The 16,676-nt window shown below is 64.5% G+C and carries 16 protein-coding genes and 1 tRNA gene; 7 read left to right on the top strand and 10 right to left on the bottom strand.

Annotated features, from left to right (window positions below; genetic code table 11):
* Positions 1-60: 60 nt before the first annotated feature.
* From TQ29_RS08660 to TQ29_RS08650, 3 genes are all read right to left on the bottom strand, one after another.
* Entirely contained in the window at positions 61-831 is a 771-nt protein-coding gene (locus TQ29_RS08660; protein WP_082386584.1) for a Hint domain-containing protein, read from the bottom strand.
* 799 nt (positions 832-1,630) lie between these two features.
* Positions 1,631-1,716 (bottom strand) — tRNA-Leu (locus TQ29_RS08655).
* 50 nt (positions 1,717-1,766) lie between these two features.
* Entirely contained in the window at positions 1,767-2,606 is an 840-nt protein-coding gene (locus TQ29_RS08650; RefSeq protein ID WP_054538822.1) for a neutral zinc metallopeptidase, read from the bottom strand.
* Between the two features lie 129 nt (positions 2,607-2,735).
* Between TQ29_RS08650 and TQ29_RS08645 the strand changes: the two genes are divergently transcribed.
* The gene (locus TQ29_RS08645) at positions 2,736-3,314 is read left to right on the top strand and encodes a YqaA family protein (protein ID WP_054538821.1); all 579 of its coding nucleotides are present in this window, start codon (positions 2,736-2,738) and stop codon (positions 3,312-3,314) included.
* A complete protein-coding gene (locus tag TQ29_RS08640) occupies positions 3,311-3,784 on the top strand; it encodes a disulfide bond formation protein B (RefSeq protein WP_054538820.1) in 474 nt (157 codons plus the stop codon). Before TQ29_RS08645 ends, TQ29_RS08640 begins: the two co-directional genes overlap by 4 nt.
* A gap of 6 nt (positions 3,785-3,790) precedes the next feature.
* Here the strand turns inward: TQ29_RS08640 and TQ29_RS08635 are convergent, their stop codons facing one another.
* Positions 3,791-4,060, bottom strand: a complete 270-nt coding sequence (locus TQ29_RS08635; protein ID WP_054538819.1) for an usg protein — start codon at positions 4,058-4,060, stop codon at positions 3,791-3,793.
* A gap of 194 nt (positions 4,061-4,254) precedes the next feature.
* Here TQ29_RS08635 and gyrA point away from each other — a divergent pair, with 194 nt between their 5' ends.
* The 4 genes from gyrA (at position 4,255) to gluQRS (ending at position 9,841) form a co-directional block, all read left to right on the top strand.
* A complete protein-coding gene (gene gyrA / locus TQ29_RS08630; RefSeq protein WP_054538818.1) occupies positions 4,255-6,990 on the top strand; it encodes a DNA gyrase subunit A in 2,736 nt (911 codons plus the stop codon).
* Positions 6,991-7,166: 176 nt separating this feature from the next.
* On the top strand, positions 7,167-7,568 hold the full coding sequence (locus tag TQ29_RS08625; RefSeq protein ID WP_054538817.1) for a DoxX family protein: 402 nt from the start codon (positions 7,167-7,169) through the stop codon (positions 7,566-7,568).
* 78 nt (positions 7,569-7,646) lie between these two features.
* Complete coding sequence (gene trmFO, locus TQ29_RS08620) at positions 7,647-8,987, top strand: methylenetetrahydrofolate--tRNA-(uracil(54)-C(5))-methyltransferase (FADH(2)-oxidizing) TrmFO (RefSeq protein ID WP_054538816.1); 1,341 nt, start codon at positions 7,647-7,649, stop codon at positions 8,985-8,987.
* Positions 8,984-9,841 carry a tRNA glutamyl-Q(34) synthetase GluQRS gene (gluQRS, locus tag TQ29_RS08615; RefSeq protein ID WP_054540380.1) on the top strand — a complete coding sequence of 286 codons (858 nt, stop codon included), beginning with the start codon at positions 8,984-8,986 and terminating at the stop codon, positions 9,839-9,841. The genes trmFO and gluQRS overlap by 4 nt, the downstream gene beginning before the upstream one ends.
* Before the next feature lie 46 nt (positions 9,842-9,887).
* On the opposite strand, the gene hisI is transcribed toward gluQRS, so the two are convergent.
* A complete protein-coding gene (hisI, locus tag TQ29_RS08610; protein ID WP_054538815.1) occupies positions 9,888-10,244 on the bottom strand; it encodes a phosphoribosyl-AMP cyclohydrolase in 357 nt (118 codons plus the stop codon).
* A gap of 66 nt (positions 10,245-10,310) precedes the next feature.
* Between hisI and TQ29_RS08605 the strand changes: the two genes are divergently transcribed.
* Positions 10,311-10,763, top strand: a complete 453-nt coding sequence (locus TQ29_RS08605; protein WP_054538814.1) for an iron-sulfur cluster assembly scaffold protein — start codon at positions 10,311-10,313, stop codon at positions 10,761-10,763.
* 188 nt (positions 10,764-10,951) lie between these two features.
* On the opposite strand, the gene TQ29_RS21115 is transcribed toward TQ29_RS08605, so the two are convergent.
* The 5 genes from TQ29_RS21115 to TQ29_RS08585 form a co-directional block, all read right to left on the bottom strand.
* On the bottom strand, positions 10,952-11,074 hold the full coding sequence (locus TQ29_RS21115; protein ID WP_255353419.1) for a hypothetical protein: 123 nt from the start codon (positions 11,072-11,074) through the stop codon (positions 10,952-10,954).
* A 108-nt stretch (positions 11,075-11,182) separates the two neighbouring features.
* Positions 11,183-13,273: an ATP-dependent DNA helicase RecG gene (gene recG, locus TQ29_RS08600; protein ID WP_054538813.1), complete on the bottom strand. Its 2,091-nt coding sequence runs from the start codon at positions 13,271-13,273 to the stop codon at positions 11,183-11,185.
* On the bottom strand, positions 13,270-15,390 hold the full coding sequence (gene ligA / locus TQ29_RS08595) for an NAD-dependent DNA ligase LigA (RefSeq protein ID WP_054538812.1): 2,121 nt from the start codon (positions 15,388-15,390) through the stop codon (positions 13,270-13,272). The genes recG and ligA overlap by 4 nt, the downstream gene beginning before the upstream one ends.
* A 132-nt stretch (positions 15,391-15,522) precedes the next feature.
* Positions 15,523-16,236 (bottom strand): response regulator transcription factor CtrA, encoded by a 714-nt coding sequence (gene ctrA / locus TQ29_RS08590; protein ID WP_037206591.1) that lies wholly within the window; start codon positions 16,234-16,236, stop codon positions 15,523-15,525.
* Positions 16,237-16,333: 97 nt separating this feature from the next.
* Entirely contained in the window at positions 16,334-16,612 is a 279-nt protein-coding gene (locus TQ29_RS08585; RefSeq protein WP_037206593.1) for a DUF1153 domain-containing protein, read from the bottom strand.
* Positions 16,613-16,676 lie beyond the last annotated feature (64 nt).

Raw genomic sequence — 16,676 nt, 5'->3', positions numbered from 1 at the left:
GCGGCCCCGGCAGGACCGGAACGGGCAAAAGGCGCCCGGCTCCGTGCTGCATATGCCGCATCAATCCGTCAGGCGCTGGCTTTCACCCTCGCTCAATACCCGCCGCGCCGGCGGGAAAACCGTTTCCCCAGGTGCCGTCCGCAGCCTGGGAAACAGGTCGTAAATCTCGGTTCTCTGGGCGTTGCCCATCCCGTCGAGCACCGCCTCTTCGGGCTGAAAGCTCTCGGTCCAGATGCCGTTCGACAGGATCACCTCGTGCCGGTCGAACAGGAAATGGATGTAGGTCGTGCTCAGGGTATCGACCACCTGAATGCCACGGTGGTTCACCAGATGCTTGGCCGCCGCCAGCACCTCGCGCTCGCGGAAATTCACCAGCGCACGGTCGCTGGCACACAGCACCCGGTGGTTCGGACTGACCATCATGTCACGCTCGGGCAGCCCGCCGCCAAGCGCGCCCTTCCTGATCAGGACCGGTTTCAGATACTGCGCCGCGGTCAGATCGCGGCCTGTCAGCGTTTTGCTTCCAACCCAGCGGATTTCCTGAATGCCGTTGTCTCGGGTGATCACCTTGTCCCCCGCGCGCAGCGTTTCGGCGGGCTTTACGCCCCGGGGCGTCGCGATTCCGGCGCCCGGTGTGAAACAGGGACAGCCCGAGGCCCCGTCCCTGCGCCCCTCGCCTTCCGGCGTCGATGCGCCATCGGCCCGCGCATCCGGCGCCTGGTCCTTCCGGGCGCTTTCGGATGCCGCGATGGCACCGGATCCGGCGGCGGAGAAAAAGACCGCCGTTCCGCTATTGCCCCTGGTCTTCTTGTCATACGGATACTCAGACATCACTCACTCTTCACTTTTCCGCACGACAGGCAACGCGGCACGGCGGCCCGCTTTTCCTCATGTCACTCGTTACGCACACACTTGGCTCAACCACATCACTTGCTACGCATCGATACGCGCGATGCACCCGCAGGCGGCAAAGATCGAATGCCCGTGGCGGCGCACATGAATGTCTGTCCTGGTGAGGGAGAACGGGCGGATCGTCAGACCCAAACACCGGCCGCCGGCAATACAACACGCCCCGGCAACCCCGCCCGCAAATGCGCGACCGCCGCAAAGCGCGTAGGTCGGCACACATGTTCTCCCGCATCCAGCAAGACGCGTTCTCATGTGCGGCCGCCCCCGTGGCCTTATGTCTTCACCCCCCAGCAGGGTGTCCTCGGTTTACCCATCCAGACCCCTCTCGGCCAAGCCAAAAGTGGCGCTCGCATGGCAAAATCGGGGTCAGGGCGCGCGTGTTTCAACCCTCTCCGCGCGACGTGCGGCCCGCGCTCTGCGGGTGATTGTTTCCGGTTTTGCATCGAAACTGCGGGTGGGAATGCGCGTTTCCGGGGGATTCCGGCAATCCGCGCGGTGCCCCGGCCCGTTATTGTTTCCAGAAGGCGCGCGCTTAACCACGGCCTGCGCGCCACATTTCGAACAAGATCAAGGCGAAAATGTGAACCCGCCTTTGTTTCGAAAGGCGATGCAATCGGGACGTTCTAAAATGATTGGAAACGTGGGCAGAAAACTGCCGTGCGGAAACCCGCCGAATCGTGCCGGATCGGAAAATATTTGCAGAATCAGGATTTCGAAAAGCTGGTGCCCGAGGTGGGACTCGAACCCACACACTGTTTCCAGCGGGGGATTTTGAATCCCCTGCGTCTACCATTCCGCCACTCGGGCCAGCGGAGACGGTCTTTAATACGCCGCCGCCGCCGCGCCAAGCGAAAACGTCAAAGCGTATCGGCCGCGAACGTATCGCAGGCGTTCAGATCCCCGCTTTCGAACCCGGCGGCGAACCAGCGCTGGCGCTGCTCCGACGTGCCATGGGTAAAGGTATGGGGCATCGGCACCCGGCCGGCGTTGCGTTGCAACGTATCGTCGCCGATCTGCTTGGCCGCATTCATCGCCTCGGCCACATCGCCACGCTCCAGACTGCCGAAACGCTCCTGGGCATGGGCCGCCCAGATGCCGGAGAAGCAATCGGCCTGAAGCTCGATCCGAACCGAGATCGCGTTGGATTGCGCCGTGCTTGCCCGTTGCCTTACGGCATTGGCCTGGCCCAGAATGCCAAGCTCGTTCTGAACATGATGGGCGATCTCATGCGCCACCACATAGGCCGCGGCGAAATCCCCGCCCGCGCCCATGCGCCGCTCCAGCGTGGTGAAAAAGCCGGTGTCGAGGTAGACCTTGTTGTCGCCGGGGCAATAGAACGGCCCCGTCGCGCCGCTGGCCCCGCCGCAGGGCGAGCTTGTGGTGCCCTTGAACAGCACCAGCACCGCCGGATCATACGCGCGCCCGACCTGGCGGCGGAAGATATCCGCCCAGACCTCTTCGGTATCGGCCAGCGTGACCGACACAAACTCGCCCGCCCGCATATCCGCCTCGGTCAGTTCCACCTCGCCGGTCTGGCCAAGGCCGCCCTCCTGCAACAGCGGCGTTACGTCGATCCCGAGGAAATAGCCGATCGCCAGCACCGCGAGCAGCCCGACACCGCCGATCGCGCCCGCGCCGCCGCCCCGGCCGCGCCTGTCTTCGATGTTCCGGCTACCGCGCCGCCCCCGCCATTTCATCACACACCCCACAGATCTGACAATTCCGAGATTACCGCCGGTTTCCCGGGCTGGGAAGCGCCGCGACGGCTTGACCCGACGTAGCCACCATGCTGCATAGGCGAGAACGGGACCGCAGGGAATGCTCGGATGATCCGCAGATTGTATGACTGGACGATTTCACTCGCCGAGCATCGCCATGCGCTCTGGGCGCTTGCCTTCGTGGCTTTCATCGAAAGCTCGGTGTTCCCGATCCCGCCAGACGTGCTGATGATTCCGATGATCATCGCCCGCCCGTCACGCGCCTGGCTGATCGCGAGCGTCGCGCTTGTGGCGTCGGTTCTGGGCGGGTTGCTGGGCTATTATATCGGCTTCGGACTGTTCGAGAGCGTCGGCCGGCCGGTGCTGGAGTTCTACGGCAAGGATGCCTATTTCGAGGAATTCCGCGCGCGCTACAACGAATGGGGCGCCTGGGCGGTGCTGATCGCCGGCGTCACGCCCTTCCCGTTCAAGGTCATCACCATCCTGTCGGGCTCGACCGGGCTCAACTTCGGGATATTCGTCGTGGCAAGCATCGTGGCGCGCGGCTTTCGGTTTTTCATCGTGGCGGCGCTGCTGTGGAAATTCGGCCCGCCGGTGCGTGATTTCATCGAAAAGCGGCTGGGGGCGGTGTTCACCGTGCTCATGCTGCTGTTCTTCGGCGGCTTCGCGATGGTGAAATACCTGTGAGCCGCACGACGCTGATATTGCTGGCCGCCGGCGGATCGGCCGCAATGCTCGCGGGGGCGTTCGGATTTCAGTACATCGGCGGGCTGCCGCCCTGCGAGCTGTGCCTGTGGCAGCGCTGGCCCCATGCCGCCGCCATCGTGATCGGCGCGCTGGCCCTGATGGTGCGCGGCGTGGTTCTGCCGCTTCTGGGCGCGGCGGCCGCGCTGACGACCGGGGCGCTCGGCGTCTATCACACCGGGGTCGAGCGCAAATGGTGGCCTGGCCCCACCTCCTGCACCGGCAGCGGCGACGGGCTGTCTGGCCTGTCGGGCAGCGATCTGCTGAATTTCGACGCCGCCCCCAAGGTGGTCATGTGCGATCAGGTGGCATGGCAGATGCTGGGCCTGTCGATGGCAAGCTGGAACGCGCTGGCCGCCTTCGCCTTCGCGCTCCTGTGGGTGCTGGCGGCACGGGCCAGCCTGCGCCACTGACGCTGCTCAGTGCAGGGTGAATTCCCCCACCACATTGCGCCATTCGCCCGTCGCCAGCAGTTTGCGATGGGTAAAGCGCACCGAATGCAGCGGCCCTTCTATTTCGTCGTGCCAGAACTCGATGAACTTGAACAGCCGGGGATGATCGGGCGCCAGATCGTAATCCTGCCAGACGAATGTGTTCAGGACGTTTTGATAGTCGGGCATCCGGTAGAAGAATTCCGCCGTGGTCAGCCCGTAGCCTTTCAAAAGCAACTCGGTCTCATTTCTGCTCAATGCATTTCTCCTTTGTCACATTTGTGAAATAAAGCATGCCCGAACTGATTTAGTTTTCAATTAAAACAGTATGTTATCACTCCATCCCGGCGGCTGCTTGCATTCCCCCGCCGCGCCCATTGCACCCCATATACAGGTTAAGATATAGTTCGGGTAACAATATATAGAGCGCGCAAGAACGGGCGGAAATAAACGTGAACGACACGCCGGAAACCCCTGAAAACGAAGACGAAAACACGCCAGAGCCGCCCCGGTACGACGGCCCGCGCATCTCCATCGAAGAGGAGATGAAGACGTCTTTCATGGATTACGCGATGAGCGTGATCGTCTCCCGCGCGATCCCGGATCTGCGCGATGGCCTAAAACCTGTGCACCGGCGCATTCTTTATGCCATGAATGAGGTCGGAAATACATTCGACAAACCCTACCGCAAATCCTCGCGCCCGGTGGCCGATGCGATGGGCAAGTACCACCCGCATGGCGATTCGGCGATTTACGACGCGCTTGTGCGGATGGCGCAGGATTTTTCGATGTCGCTGCCACTGCTGGATGGCCAGGGCAACTTCGGCTCGATGGATGGCGACAAGGCCGCGGCCTTTCGCTACACCGAAGTGCGGCTGGCGAAATCGGCGAACGCCCTGCTGACCGATATCGACAAGGAAACCGTCGATTTCCAGGACAACTACGATGGCAAGGACCGCGAGCCGGTGGTGCTTCCGGCCCGGTTCCCCAACCTTCTGGTCAACGGCTCCGAAGGCATCGCCGTGGGCATGGCCACACGCATCCCGCCGCATAACCTGGGCGAGGTGATCGACGCCACGCTGGCGTTGATCGACAATCCCGATCTGTCGTCAGAGCAGTTGACGGAATTCATCCCGGCCCCCGATTTCCCGACCGGCGGCATCATTCTGGGCCGCTCCGGCGCCCGCAAGGCCTATCTCGAAGGGCGCGGCTCGATCATCATCCGCGCCAAGACCCGCGTCGAAGAGATCAGGAAAGACCGCTATGCCATTGTTCTGGATGAGATTCCCTATCAGGTGAACAAGGCGGCGATGATCGAGAAGATCGCCGAACTGGTGCGCGAGAAAAAGCTGGAAGGCATTTCCCACGTTCAGGACGAATCCGACCGTGTCGGCGTGCGTGTGGTGATCGAGCTCAAGCGTGATGCCACCGCCGAGGTCGTGCTCAATCAGCTGTTCCGATTCACGCCGATGCAAACCTCCTTCGCCGCCAACATGCTGGCGCTGAACGGCGGCCGCCCCGAGCAGTTGACCCTGCGCAAATTCCTGTCCGCCTTCGTAAGCTTCCGCGAGGAAGTCGTTGCCCGGCGCACTGCATTCGAGCTGCGCAAGGCGCGCGAGCGCAGCCATATCCTGTGCGGTCTGGCCGTGGCGGTTTCCAATGTGGACGAGGTCGTGGCGACGATCCGCGCCTCCGCCGACCCGGCCGAGGCGCGCGAAAAGCTGATGACGCGCCGCTGGCCCGCCCATGACATCGCCGAATACATCCAGCTGATCGACGACCCGTCGCACAAGATGAACGAGGATGGCACCTACAACCTGTCCGAAACCCAGGCCCGCGCGATCCTTGAGCTGCGCCTGCAGCGCCTGACAGCGATGGGCGTGAAAGAGGTGACCGACGAGCTGCAGGAGCTGGCCGGCAAGATCCGCGAGTATCTGGACATCCTGCGCTCGCGCGAGCGGATCATGGGAATCATCTCCGACGAACTGCGCGAGGTGCGCGAACAATTCGCCGTTCCCCGCCGCACCGAGATTGTCGACTGGTCCGGCGACATGGACGACGAAGACCTGATCGAGCGCGAAGACATGGTCGTGACCGTCACCCAGTCTGGCTATATCAAGCGCACGCCCTTGCATGAATTCCGCGCGCAGCGCCGCGGCGGCAAGGGCCTGTCGGGCATGTCGACCAAGGAAGAGGATGTGGTCACCACCCTGTTCGTGGCCAACACCCACACCCAGCTTCTGTTCTTCACCACCGAAGGCATGGTCTACAAGCTGAAGACCTGGCGCCTGCCGCAGGGGGGGCGCACCGCCAAGGGCAAGGCGATCATCAACATCCTGCCGATTCCCAAGGGGGTTTCCGTCGCCGCCATCATGCCGGTCGACCGCCCCGAAGAGGAATGGTCCGATCTGCAGATCGTCTTCGCCACCACAGCGGGCGACGTGCGGCGCAACCAGCTTTCCGATTTCACCAACGTGAAATCGAACGGCAAGATCGCGATGAAACTGCCCGACGGCGTCAGCCTGGTGAACGCGCGCATCTGCACCGAGGATGACGACGTGATGCTTGTCACCTCCGGCGGGCGCGCCATCCGCTTTCCCACCACCGATCTGCGTATCTTCAAGGGCCGCGATTCGACGGGGGTGCGCGGCATCCGTCTGGCGGCTGGCGACAAGGTGGTGTCGATGGCCGTCATCCGGCATTTCGAGGCCACGTCGGAAGAGCGCGCCGCCTATCTGAAAATGCGCCGCGCGGTCGCGGGCCTGGCCGATGACGCCGAGGTGGAAGAGGATGAGGGCGCCGCCGCCACCGATTTCAGCCAAGAGCGTTACGCCCAGATGTCGGCGGCCGAGGATCTGATCCTGACGATCACCTCCGGCGGTGCCGGCAAGCTTTCGTCCAGCCACGATTATCCCGTGCGCGGGCGCGGCGGTCAGGGTGTGCAGGCGATGGACAAGGCCATGCGCGGCGGGCGGCTCGTGGCGGCCTTCCCGGTGGAAATGGACGACCAGATCATGCTGGCCACCTCGACCGGCCAGTCGATCCGCTGCCCTGTCGACGGCATCTCGTTCCGGTCGCGCAGCGCCGGCGGGGTAAAGGTGTTCAACACCAGCAAGGGCGAAGAGGTCGTCTCTGTCGCCTGGATCGCCGACCAGGGCGAAGACGCGCTCGAGAGCGGCGAAGAATAGCCCATCAGGGCCCACGATCCCCCGCGCCGGATACCGGCTGCGGGGGATCACAGCAGTCGCTCAGGCTGATCATACATTTTTGCGCATATTCTGTGCCTTTCTAGGCGTATCTCCACAAATCCGCACATGCCACAAGCTCCCCGTGACCCGAGAGGGCAAACATAGGGAACTGGAACATGACCGAACTCAAACCTTACGCAGACCTTCTGGCACGCGCCCTTCTGGCCGTGCTTTTCATTATCGCAGGCTTTGGCAAACTGGGCGATGTCCCGGGCTTCACCGGCTACATGACCTCGGGCGGCGTGCCGGCCTTTCTGGCCTGGCCGACGATCCTGCTCGAATTTCTTGGCGGCATCGCCATCCTCGTCGGCTTTCAGACCCGTATCGTGGCCTTCGCGCTGGCCGGGTTCAGCCTTCTTTCGGCGGTTCTGTTTCATCTGGTCCCGGCCGACCAGATGCAGATGATCAGCTTTTACAAGAACCTCGGGCTTGCCGGCGGCTTTATCCTGCTGGTGATCCACGGCGCCGGGCGTTTCTCGGCCGATGCCTATCTCGCGGCGAAATCGGCCATCGCCTGATCGCACCGAAACACGGGAAAGGGGCCGCCGGCGCGCTGCCCCTTTCCCTTTGCCGGGAACTCGCCTACATCGCGGCGCATGACAGATAAACTCCATATCATCGGCGGCGGCATGGCCGGCTCCGAAGCCGCCTGGCAGGCCGCGAACGCGGGCATCCCGGTCATCCTCCACGAAATGCGCCCCGAGACCGGCACATTCGCCCATCAGACCGGCAATCTGGCTGAAATGGTCTGCTCGAACTCCTTCCGCTCCGACGATGACGAACAGAATGCGGTGGGCCTGCTGCATTGGGAAATGCGCGCGGCGGGCGGGCTGATCATGGAAATGGCCGATGCGCATGCCCTGCCCGCGGGCGGCGCGCTGGCGGTGGACCGCGAGCAATTCGCGGCAGGCGTCACCGCCCGGCTGCAGGCGCATCCCCTGATCACGGTCGCGCCCGGTGAAATCACCGCCCTGCCCGAGGATGGCCACTGGATTATCGCCACCGGCCCGCTGACCTCCGGCGCCCTGGCAGAGGCGATCCGGGCCGAAACCGGCGCCGAGGCACTGGCGTTTTTCGACGCGATCGCACCCATCGTCTATGCCGACAGCGTCGACATGTCGAAGGCCTGGTTCCAGTCCCGCTACGACAAGGGCGAGACGGAGGAAGACCGCACCGCCTATCTCAACTGCCCGATGGATCGCGACACGTATGAGGCATTCATCGACGCCCTGCTCGCCGCCGACAAGACAGAGTTCCGCGAGGGCGAAACCGCCGGCTATTTCGACGGCTGCCTGCCGATCGAGGTGATGGCCGAACGCGGTCGCGAAACCCTGCGCCATGGTCCGATGAAACCGGTGGGCCTGACCAACCCGCACCAGCCCGAGATCAAGGCCCATGCCGTGGTCCAGCTGCGCCGCGACAACGCGCTCGGCACGCTGTTCAACATCGTCGGCTTCCAGACCAAGATGAAGTACGGCGCGCAAGCCGATGTTTTCAGGATGATTCCCGGCCTTGAGGAGGCAAGATTCGCCCGCCTGGGCGGCATCCACCGCAACACGTTCCTGAATTCCCCCACGCTTCTCGACGATCAGATGCGCCTCAAGTCCCGGCCGCATATCCGTTTCGCCGGCCAGATCACCGGGGTCGAAGGCTATGTCGAAAGCGCCGCCATGGGCCTGCTGGCCGCGCGCCTGGCCGTGGCCGAAATCCGGGGCAACGCCCTGCCGCCGCCACCGCCCGAAACCGCCACCGGCGCGCTGGTCACCCACATCACGGGCGGGGCCGACGCAAAGACGTTTCAGCCGATGAATGTCAATTTCGGCCTCTTCCCCCCGGTCGAGGGGCTCAAGGCCGGGCGGCGCGGCCGCAAGGATCGCTACAAGGCCTATACCGACCGCGCCAAGGACGCATGGAAAGGCTGGATGGCACTGTCGTGACCTACCGCACCCGCTTCGCCCCCTCGCCAACCGGGCCGCTGCACCTGGGCCATGCCTATTCGGCAATCCTGGCGCACGACCGGGCAAAGGCGATGCGCGGGCAATTCCTGCTCCGCATCGAAGACACGGACATCCAGCGCTGCCGCCCGGAATGGGAGGCGCAGATCCATGACGATCTGCGCTGGCTCGGCCTGACATGGCCAGAACCCGCGCGCCGCCAATCCGAACACCTGGCCGAATATGACAGCGTGCTGAACGATCTCGCAGAGCGCGGCCTGATCTACCCCTGCAGCTGCACCCGGGGCGACATCCGCGCCGCCCTCTCGGCCCCGCAGGAAGGCGCCCCGCCGACCGGCCCCGACGGGCCGATCTATCCCGGCACCTGCCGCCACCGGGCCATGGACACGCGACAACCCGGCGACGCCCTGCGCCTCGACATGCGCCGCGCCATCGAAAGCATTGGAAACACATCACAATTCGGATTTCAGGAAAACGGCCCGCTCTCCCCGGGCCACCATCGCCTGGATGCCGACACGCTGCTGAACGGCACCGGCGACGTGGTACTGGGCCGCAAGGAGATCGGAACCGTGTCCTATCTCCTGGCCGCCACCTGGGACGATGCCATCCAGACCATCACCGAGGTTGTGCGCGGCGCCGACCTGTTCGAGACAACCTTCGCGCAGGTCCTTCTTCAGGCACTGCTCGACCTTCCAACGCCAACCTATTACCATCACGCACTTATTCGCGATGAAACCGGCAAAAGGCTGGCAAAGCGCGACGACGCGCGCGCCATCGCCCATTACCGGGCTCAGGGCGCCACACCGCAGGACGTCCGCGCCATGATCGGCCTCTGACCCTTCATCTTTCCCGAAAATATCCCCGCCGGAGGCAAGAAATCTCCTACGCCTCCGGTGCCATAAGCTCCACCTCGCCCCCGTCGCGCACCGCCGTATAAAAGCAGCTGCGCCGATTGGTATGGCAGGCCGGCCCGGCCTGTTCCACCACAAGCAGCAGGCAATCCCGGTCGCAATCCACCCGGAAATCGATCAGCCGCTGCGTATGCCCGCTGGTCTCTCCCTTCACCCAGAACGCCTGACGCGAGCGGGACCAATAGGTTACACGCCCACTCTCCAGCGTCCGGACCACCGCCGCCGCGTTCATCCAGGCCATCATCAGAACCGTGCCGTCCGTGGCCTGCGCGATCGCCGGGATCAGACCGTTGGCATCATAGTTCAGCGTTTCTGGGTCGAAGGACATCACCGCGCTCCTTTGCAAATGCCGGTCATGGGGCTATCTATGGAAAAGCAGCCGAAAGGGAAAGCCATGAGCCCCGAGACCGACATGATCAAGCTCTACTCCCAGAGGATTCTGGAGCTTGCCGCCGACATCCCCCATCTCGGCCGGCTTGATGCGCCCACAGGCTCCGCCAAGCGGCGCGCGCCGCTCTGCGGGTCCACTGTCGCCGTCGATCTGATGGTCGAGGATGGCCGGATCACCGGTTTCGCCCAGGATGTGAAGGCCTGCGCGCTTGGTCAGGCCTCCGCCTCCGTGGTCGGCGCCCATATCATCGGACGCACACGCGCCGAGGTCGAAACCGCCCGCGATCAGCTCAACGCGATGCTCAAGGGCAACGGCCCCGTGCCGGATGCGCCCTTCGACGGTCTCGAGGTTCTGCTGCCCGCGACAGAGTACAAGAACCGCCACGCGTCGATCCTGCTGGCGCTCGACGCCACGCTCGAGGCGTTCGACGCGGCCGCCAGGACCGCCTGCGCCTGAGCATCCACCAAAAAAAGCCGCCGCGCTTCGGGGACGAAGGCGGCGGCAAGTGGCGTATCTGTGTATCCGGGCGGTTGGCAGAGCAAGAGGCACGCTCCGCTTTCTGGGACAGGCAGTGTCAGAAGCGGCGCATCCGGTGTTGGGGACAGGGATGCGCGGCCCGGAACAGACCGCAGGCAGTAAAGGGGTCAGACAAGGCCCGGCAAATGCAGGCTGACAATCAACATCACCACAAGGGCGGCGGCGCCGGCGGCATCCTGCACAAGCGTGTCGGACGAGCGGGTCAAAACGGCTTTCAGTTCACTCAGCATGGCGGGCGTTCCCTGCTTGGATTTTTCTGTTGCTTCTTTGTTCTCAAATTCTCCACTCAAAGTAAAGAACTTTTTAAGAACATTTGCGAACGTTCAGGAACAAACCCGTTAACCAACTGAAATCAAACGGATCGCCTTATCCTGTTCCATCAGCCACAGCAGCACCCGCGCGGCCTGTCCGCGCGGTGTCTCCAGCGCCGGGTCGTCGGCCAGCAGCTTGCGCGCGTCGCTTTGCGCCACCGCCATCAGCGCCGCCTGCCGCTCCAGATCCGCGATGCGGAAGCGGGGCAGGCCCGATTGCGCCGTGCCGATCAGATCGCCGGCGCCGCGCATCGCCAGATCTTCCTCTGAAATGCGGAACCCGTCCTCGGTTTCGCGCAGGATCTCCAGCCGCCGCCGCCCGCCCTCTGTCAGCGGTGGCCGGTACATCAGCAAACAGGTAGAGGCCGCGGCCCCGCGCCCGACCCGCCCGCGCAGCTGATGCAGCTGCGCCAGGCCAAAGCTCTCGGCCTGTTCGATCACCATGATAGAGGCATTGGGCACGTTCACCCCCACCTCGATCACGGTGGTGGCAACCAGCACCTTGGTCTCGCCGGCAACGAACCGCGCCATCGCGGCGTCCTTCTCGGCGGGCGGCATCTGGCCGTGCACCAGCCCCACCACGCCTTCGCCCAGGGCCGCGCGCAGGCGCTTGAACCGCTCTTCGGCGGCCGTCATCTCCACGACCTCGCTTTCCTCGACAAGCGGGCACACCCAATAGGCCTGCCGCCCCTCGGCGATGGCGTGGCGCAGATGCGCCACCACCTCATCCATCCGGCCGGCCGAGACCAGCGCGGTTTTCACCGGCACCCGCCCCGGCGGCTTTTCATCCAGCACCGACACATCCATGTCGCCATATTGCGCCAGCGCCAGACTGCGCGGGATCGGCGTGGCCGTCATCACCAGAACATGCGCGCCATGGCCCTTGGCCGAAAGCTCCATCCGCTGACCGACGCCGAACCGGTGCTGTTCGTCGATAATCGCAAGACGCAGATCGTGAAACACCACATCCTTTTGAAAAACCGCATGGGTGCCGACCAGAACCTGAATATCGCCCCGCGCCAGCGCCGCGAGCTTTGCCTTGCGCTCGGCGCCCTTGTCGCGCCCGGTCAGAAGCTCCAGCACCACGCCCGCATCCTCGGCCAGCGGCCGCAAACTCTCCAGATGCTGCCGCGCCAGGATTTCGGTGGGGGCCATCATCACCCCCTGGCCGCCCGCCTCGGCCGCGATCAGCAGCGCCATGAAGGCGACAAGGGTTTTCCCGGCCCCCACGTCGCCCTGCAAAAGCCGGTTCATCCGGCGGGGCCGGGCCATGTCATCGGCGATTTCCTGCATGGCGCGTTCCTGCGCGCCGGTCGGCTTATAAGGCAGCGCGGCCAGCACCCGCGCGCGCAGCCGCCCGTTGCCCTCGGTCGCGATACCCGCCCCGCGCCGCACCGCCTGCCGCGCCAGCGCGAGGGTCAGCTGATGCGCGAACAGCTCGTCATAGGCCAGCCTCTGCCGCGCGGGGCTTGTCGCGGCCAGATCGGCTGCGCCCTGCGGCGCATGCACGGCGTTGATCGCCGCGCGCCAACCGGGCCAGCCTTCGCGCGCCCTCAGTGCCGGGTCGATCCATTCCGCCAGATCCGGCGCACGCTCCAGCGCCGCGCCAACCGCCTTTGCCACCATTTTCTGCGTGATACCCGCCGTCAACGGATAGACCGGCTCATAGGCCGGGATCGCCTCCGCCTCCTCCACCCGCAGGATGTGATCGGGATGCACCATCTGCGCGACCCCGTCGAAAAGCTCGACCTTGCCAGAAATCACCCGGCGCTGTCCGGTCGGAAGCTGATTTTGCAAGAACGGCCCATTGCCGTGGAAAAACACCAACTGAAACCCGGTGCCGGCGTCCTGCACCTGTATCCGGTAGGGGCGCCCCTTGCTGCGCGGCGGGTGGTGGGCGCCAACCTCTACTTCCACCGTCGCGGTGCTGCCTGGCGTCACCTCGGTGATAGACGCGCGGCGGCTGCGATCCACCCCCGAATGGGGCAGAGTGAAAAGCAGGTCGCGCGGTTTTTCGACACCCATCTGCGCGAAATTCTTCGCCGTCTTGGGGCCGACCCCCTCCAGCCCGTCCAGCGCGGCGAACAGCGGAAAGAGGATATCGGGCCGCCCGCTCATGCGTCTCCGATCAGCGCGAGCCAGCCATCTTCGTCGATGGTTTCCACGCCCAGCTCGGCCGCCTTCTTCGCCTTAGACCCCGCCCCCGGCCCCGCGACCAGCAGATCGGTCCTGGCCGAAACCGACCCGGCCACCCTGGCCCCCAGCGCCTCGGCGCGCGCCTTGGCCTCGGCCCGGGTCATCTTTTCCAGCGTGCCGGTAAAGACCACGGTCTTGCCCGCCACCGGGCTGTCGACCGCGCCGCGCGCTTCCATGTCCTGCACGTTCAGCTCCGCGATCAGCCGGTCGATCGAGGCCCGTTCCGCCGCCTGATGAAAGGTGGTGACAACCGCCTCGGCCATCACCGCGCCGACCCCGTCGATGCCGATCAACGCCTCCCACTCGGGCCCTTCGCCCACCTGCGCGGCGGTCATCGCGGCCTCGAACGCCGCCCAGCTGCCGTAGTTGCTGGCCAGAAGCGTTGACGCGCTTTCGCCCACATGGCGGATGCCAAGGGCGAAAATCACCCGGTTCAACGGGATTTCCCGGCGTGCCTCTATCGCCTCAAACAGGTTTTCGGCGGATTTCTGGCCCCAGCCCTCGCGATTCCTGAGCTGCTGGAGGCCCGCGCCATAGCGCGCCTTCAGCGTGAAGATATCGGCCGGCTCCCTGATCCAGCCATCCTGATAAAAGGCCTCCACCTGCTTGGCGCCCAGGCCGTCGATGTCGAACGCGCCGCGCGACACGAAGTGCTTCAGTTTTTCCACGGCCTGCGCCGGGCAGATCAGCCCGCCGGTGCAGCGGCGCACGGCGTCGCCCTCCTCCCGGATCGCTTCCGAGCCGCATTCGGGGCAGTGGGTCGGAAACACATAGGGCGCCGCGTCGTCGGGCCGTTTCGACAGATCCACATCCGCCACTTTCGGAATCACGTCACCCGCGCGATAGACCTGCACCCAGTCGCCCTCGCGGATGTCCTTGCCGCCGCGGATCTCATTGCCCTTGGCGTCGCGCCCGGCGATGTAATCCTCGTTGTGCAGCGTGGCGTTCGACACCACCACGCCCCCCACCGTCACCGGATGCAGCCGCGCCACCGGCGACAGCGCGCCGGTGCGGCCCACCTGAATCTCGATCTTCTCCAGCCGGGTCCAGGCCAGTTCGGCGGGGAACTTGTGGGCGATCGCCCATCGCGGCGTCGTCGAACGAAAGCCCAGGCGCGCCTGAAGCGACAGGTCGTCCACCTTGTAGACCACCCCGTCGATGTCATAGCCCAGCGTTGAACGCTGTTCCTCGATCGCGCGGTAGTGGCGCAGCATCGCCTCGGGGCCATCGCACAGCACGGTCAGCGGGTTGGTCTGAAACCCCAGCTCCGCCAGCCTGTCGATCGCGCCCTTTTGCGTCGGCGCCAGCGCGGCGGAGAGTTCACCCCAACCATAGGCGAAGAAACGCAATGGCCGTTGCCGCGTTACATCCGCATCAAGCTGGCGCAGCGATCCCGCCGCAGCGTTGCGCGGGTTGGCGAAGGGCTTCTCGCCCGCCTCGGCCTGCCGCACGTTCAGCGCCTCGAAATCCACGTGGCTCATGTAAACCTCGCCCCGCACCTCCAGCACCTCGGGCGCACCGGCGAGACGCGCGGGGATATCGGCGATGGTGCGGGCATTGGCGGTGACGTTCTCGCCGGTTTCGCCGTCGCCACGGGTGGCGGCCTGGGTCAGCACACCGGCCTCGTAGCGCAGAGACAGGGACAGCCCGTCGATCTTGGGCTCGGCGGTATAGATCAGCGGCGCGTCATCGCTCAGCCCCAGGTATTTGCGGATGCGCCCGTCGAATTCCGTAATATCACCGTCGTCGAACGCATTGGCGAGCGAGAGCATGCGCACGGCGTGCCGTATCTTGGAAAACCCCTCGGCCGGGGCTGCGCCGACACTTTCAGAGGGGCTGTCGGCCCGTTTCAACGCCGGGAACGCCGCCTCGATTTCGGCGTTGCGCCGCTTCAGCGCGTCATAGGCCGCATCGGAGATTTCCGGCGCGTCCTGCTGATGATACAACCTGTCAGCGCGCGCGATCTGCGCCGCAAGCTGCGCAAGTTCCGCCGCCGCCTCTGCCGCCGTCAGCTGTTCGACGGGTTTTTCGCCTGCCATCCCGGCCTCTCCCCGAATGTCCTCCGAACGTGATAGGAGCACACCCCGGAGAGGTCCAGACGTCATGGGCGGCGGCGTGAAATTCGGGCGGCCCCTCAGCCCCGCAAGGGGCCGCCCTGCTGCATGGGGGTGTCAGGCGCCAAGCGCGATGCGGTGCTCTGCCTCGACCGGCTCGGGATCGCGCAGCACATAGCCGCGGCCCCAGACTGTCTCGATATAGTTCTCGCCCCCGGTGGCCTGGCTGAGCTTCTTGCGGAGCTTGCAGATGAAGACGTCGATGATCTTCAGCTCCGGCTCGTCCATGCCGCCATACAGGTGGTTGAGGAACATCTCTTTCGTCAGCGTCGTGCCCTTGCGCAGCGAAAGCAGTTCCAGCATCTGATATTCCTTGCCGGTCAGATGCACGGTCTTGCCGTCCACATCCACCGTCTTGGCATCCAGGTTCACGGTGGCGCGGCCCGTCTTGATCGAGGATTGCGCATGCCCCTTGGACCGGCGGATGATGGCGTGAATGCGCGCCACCAGCTCATCGCGGTGAAAGGGTTTGGTCAGATAGTCATCCGCGCCGAAGCCGAACCCCTTGAGCTTGTTCTCGGTGTCATCGGCACCGGAGAGAATCAGGATCGGCGTGTCGATCCGCGCGAGGCGGATCTGGCGCAGAACCTCATGCCCGGTCATATCCGGCAGGTTCAGGTCCAGCAGGATAAGATCGTAATCATAAAGCTTTGCAAGATCGATCCCTTCCTCGCCCAGGTCCGTCGTATAGACATTGAAGTTCGCATGGGTGAGCATCAGTTCGATGCTCTTGGATGTTGTCGGATCGTCTTCCACCAAAAGAACGCGCATCGTCAAATTACTCCGTTTGCTTCCCCAGATTTCCCCACCACGTTGGCTAACAATGGTTAATTACACGTTACCACTGCACGTAGCGTAGTAATACAATTCAAGGTTGTCTATAGCGTTGGACCTTGGTGGTTCTCAGCGCCTCTGTCCCATGACGCGAAATCGCGAGCCGCCAGCCATCCAGCTCTTCCAGCGAAAGCGAATAGCGCGCCAGCGCCTCGTCCTGCGAAATCAGGCCGGCGGCGATCGCCTTGACCACGGCGGCCTTGCGCCGCGCGACCCAGCGGACCGTGTCCACCGGCGGCAGATCGGCCCGGGTCATTTTGGTGCCATCGGGCAAGGTGACGGCCCGCGGACCTTCGATGCGCTTGATATACATGGGTCTCCCCTCACTCTTTGCGGGGCCAGCGTGAAGCGGCATGTTTAACGCGCGGTGAAACGAG

It is taken from the genome of Actibacterium sp. EMB200-NS6 (assembly GCF_001305615.1).
Lineage (GTDB): Bacteria > Pseudomonadota > Alphaproteobacteria > Rhodobacterales > Rhodobacteraceae > Actibacterium_A > Actibacterium_A naphthalenivorans.
This window is presented reverse-complemented; position numbering and strand designations above follow the sequence as displayed.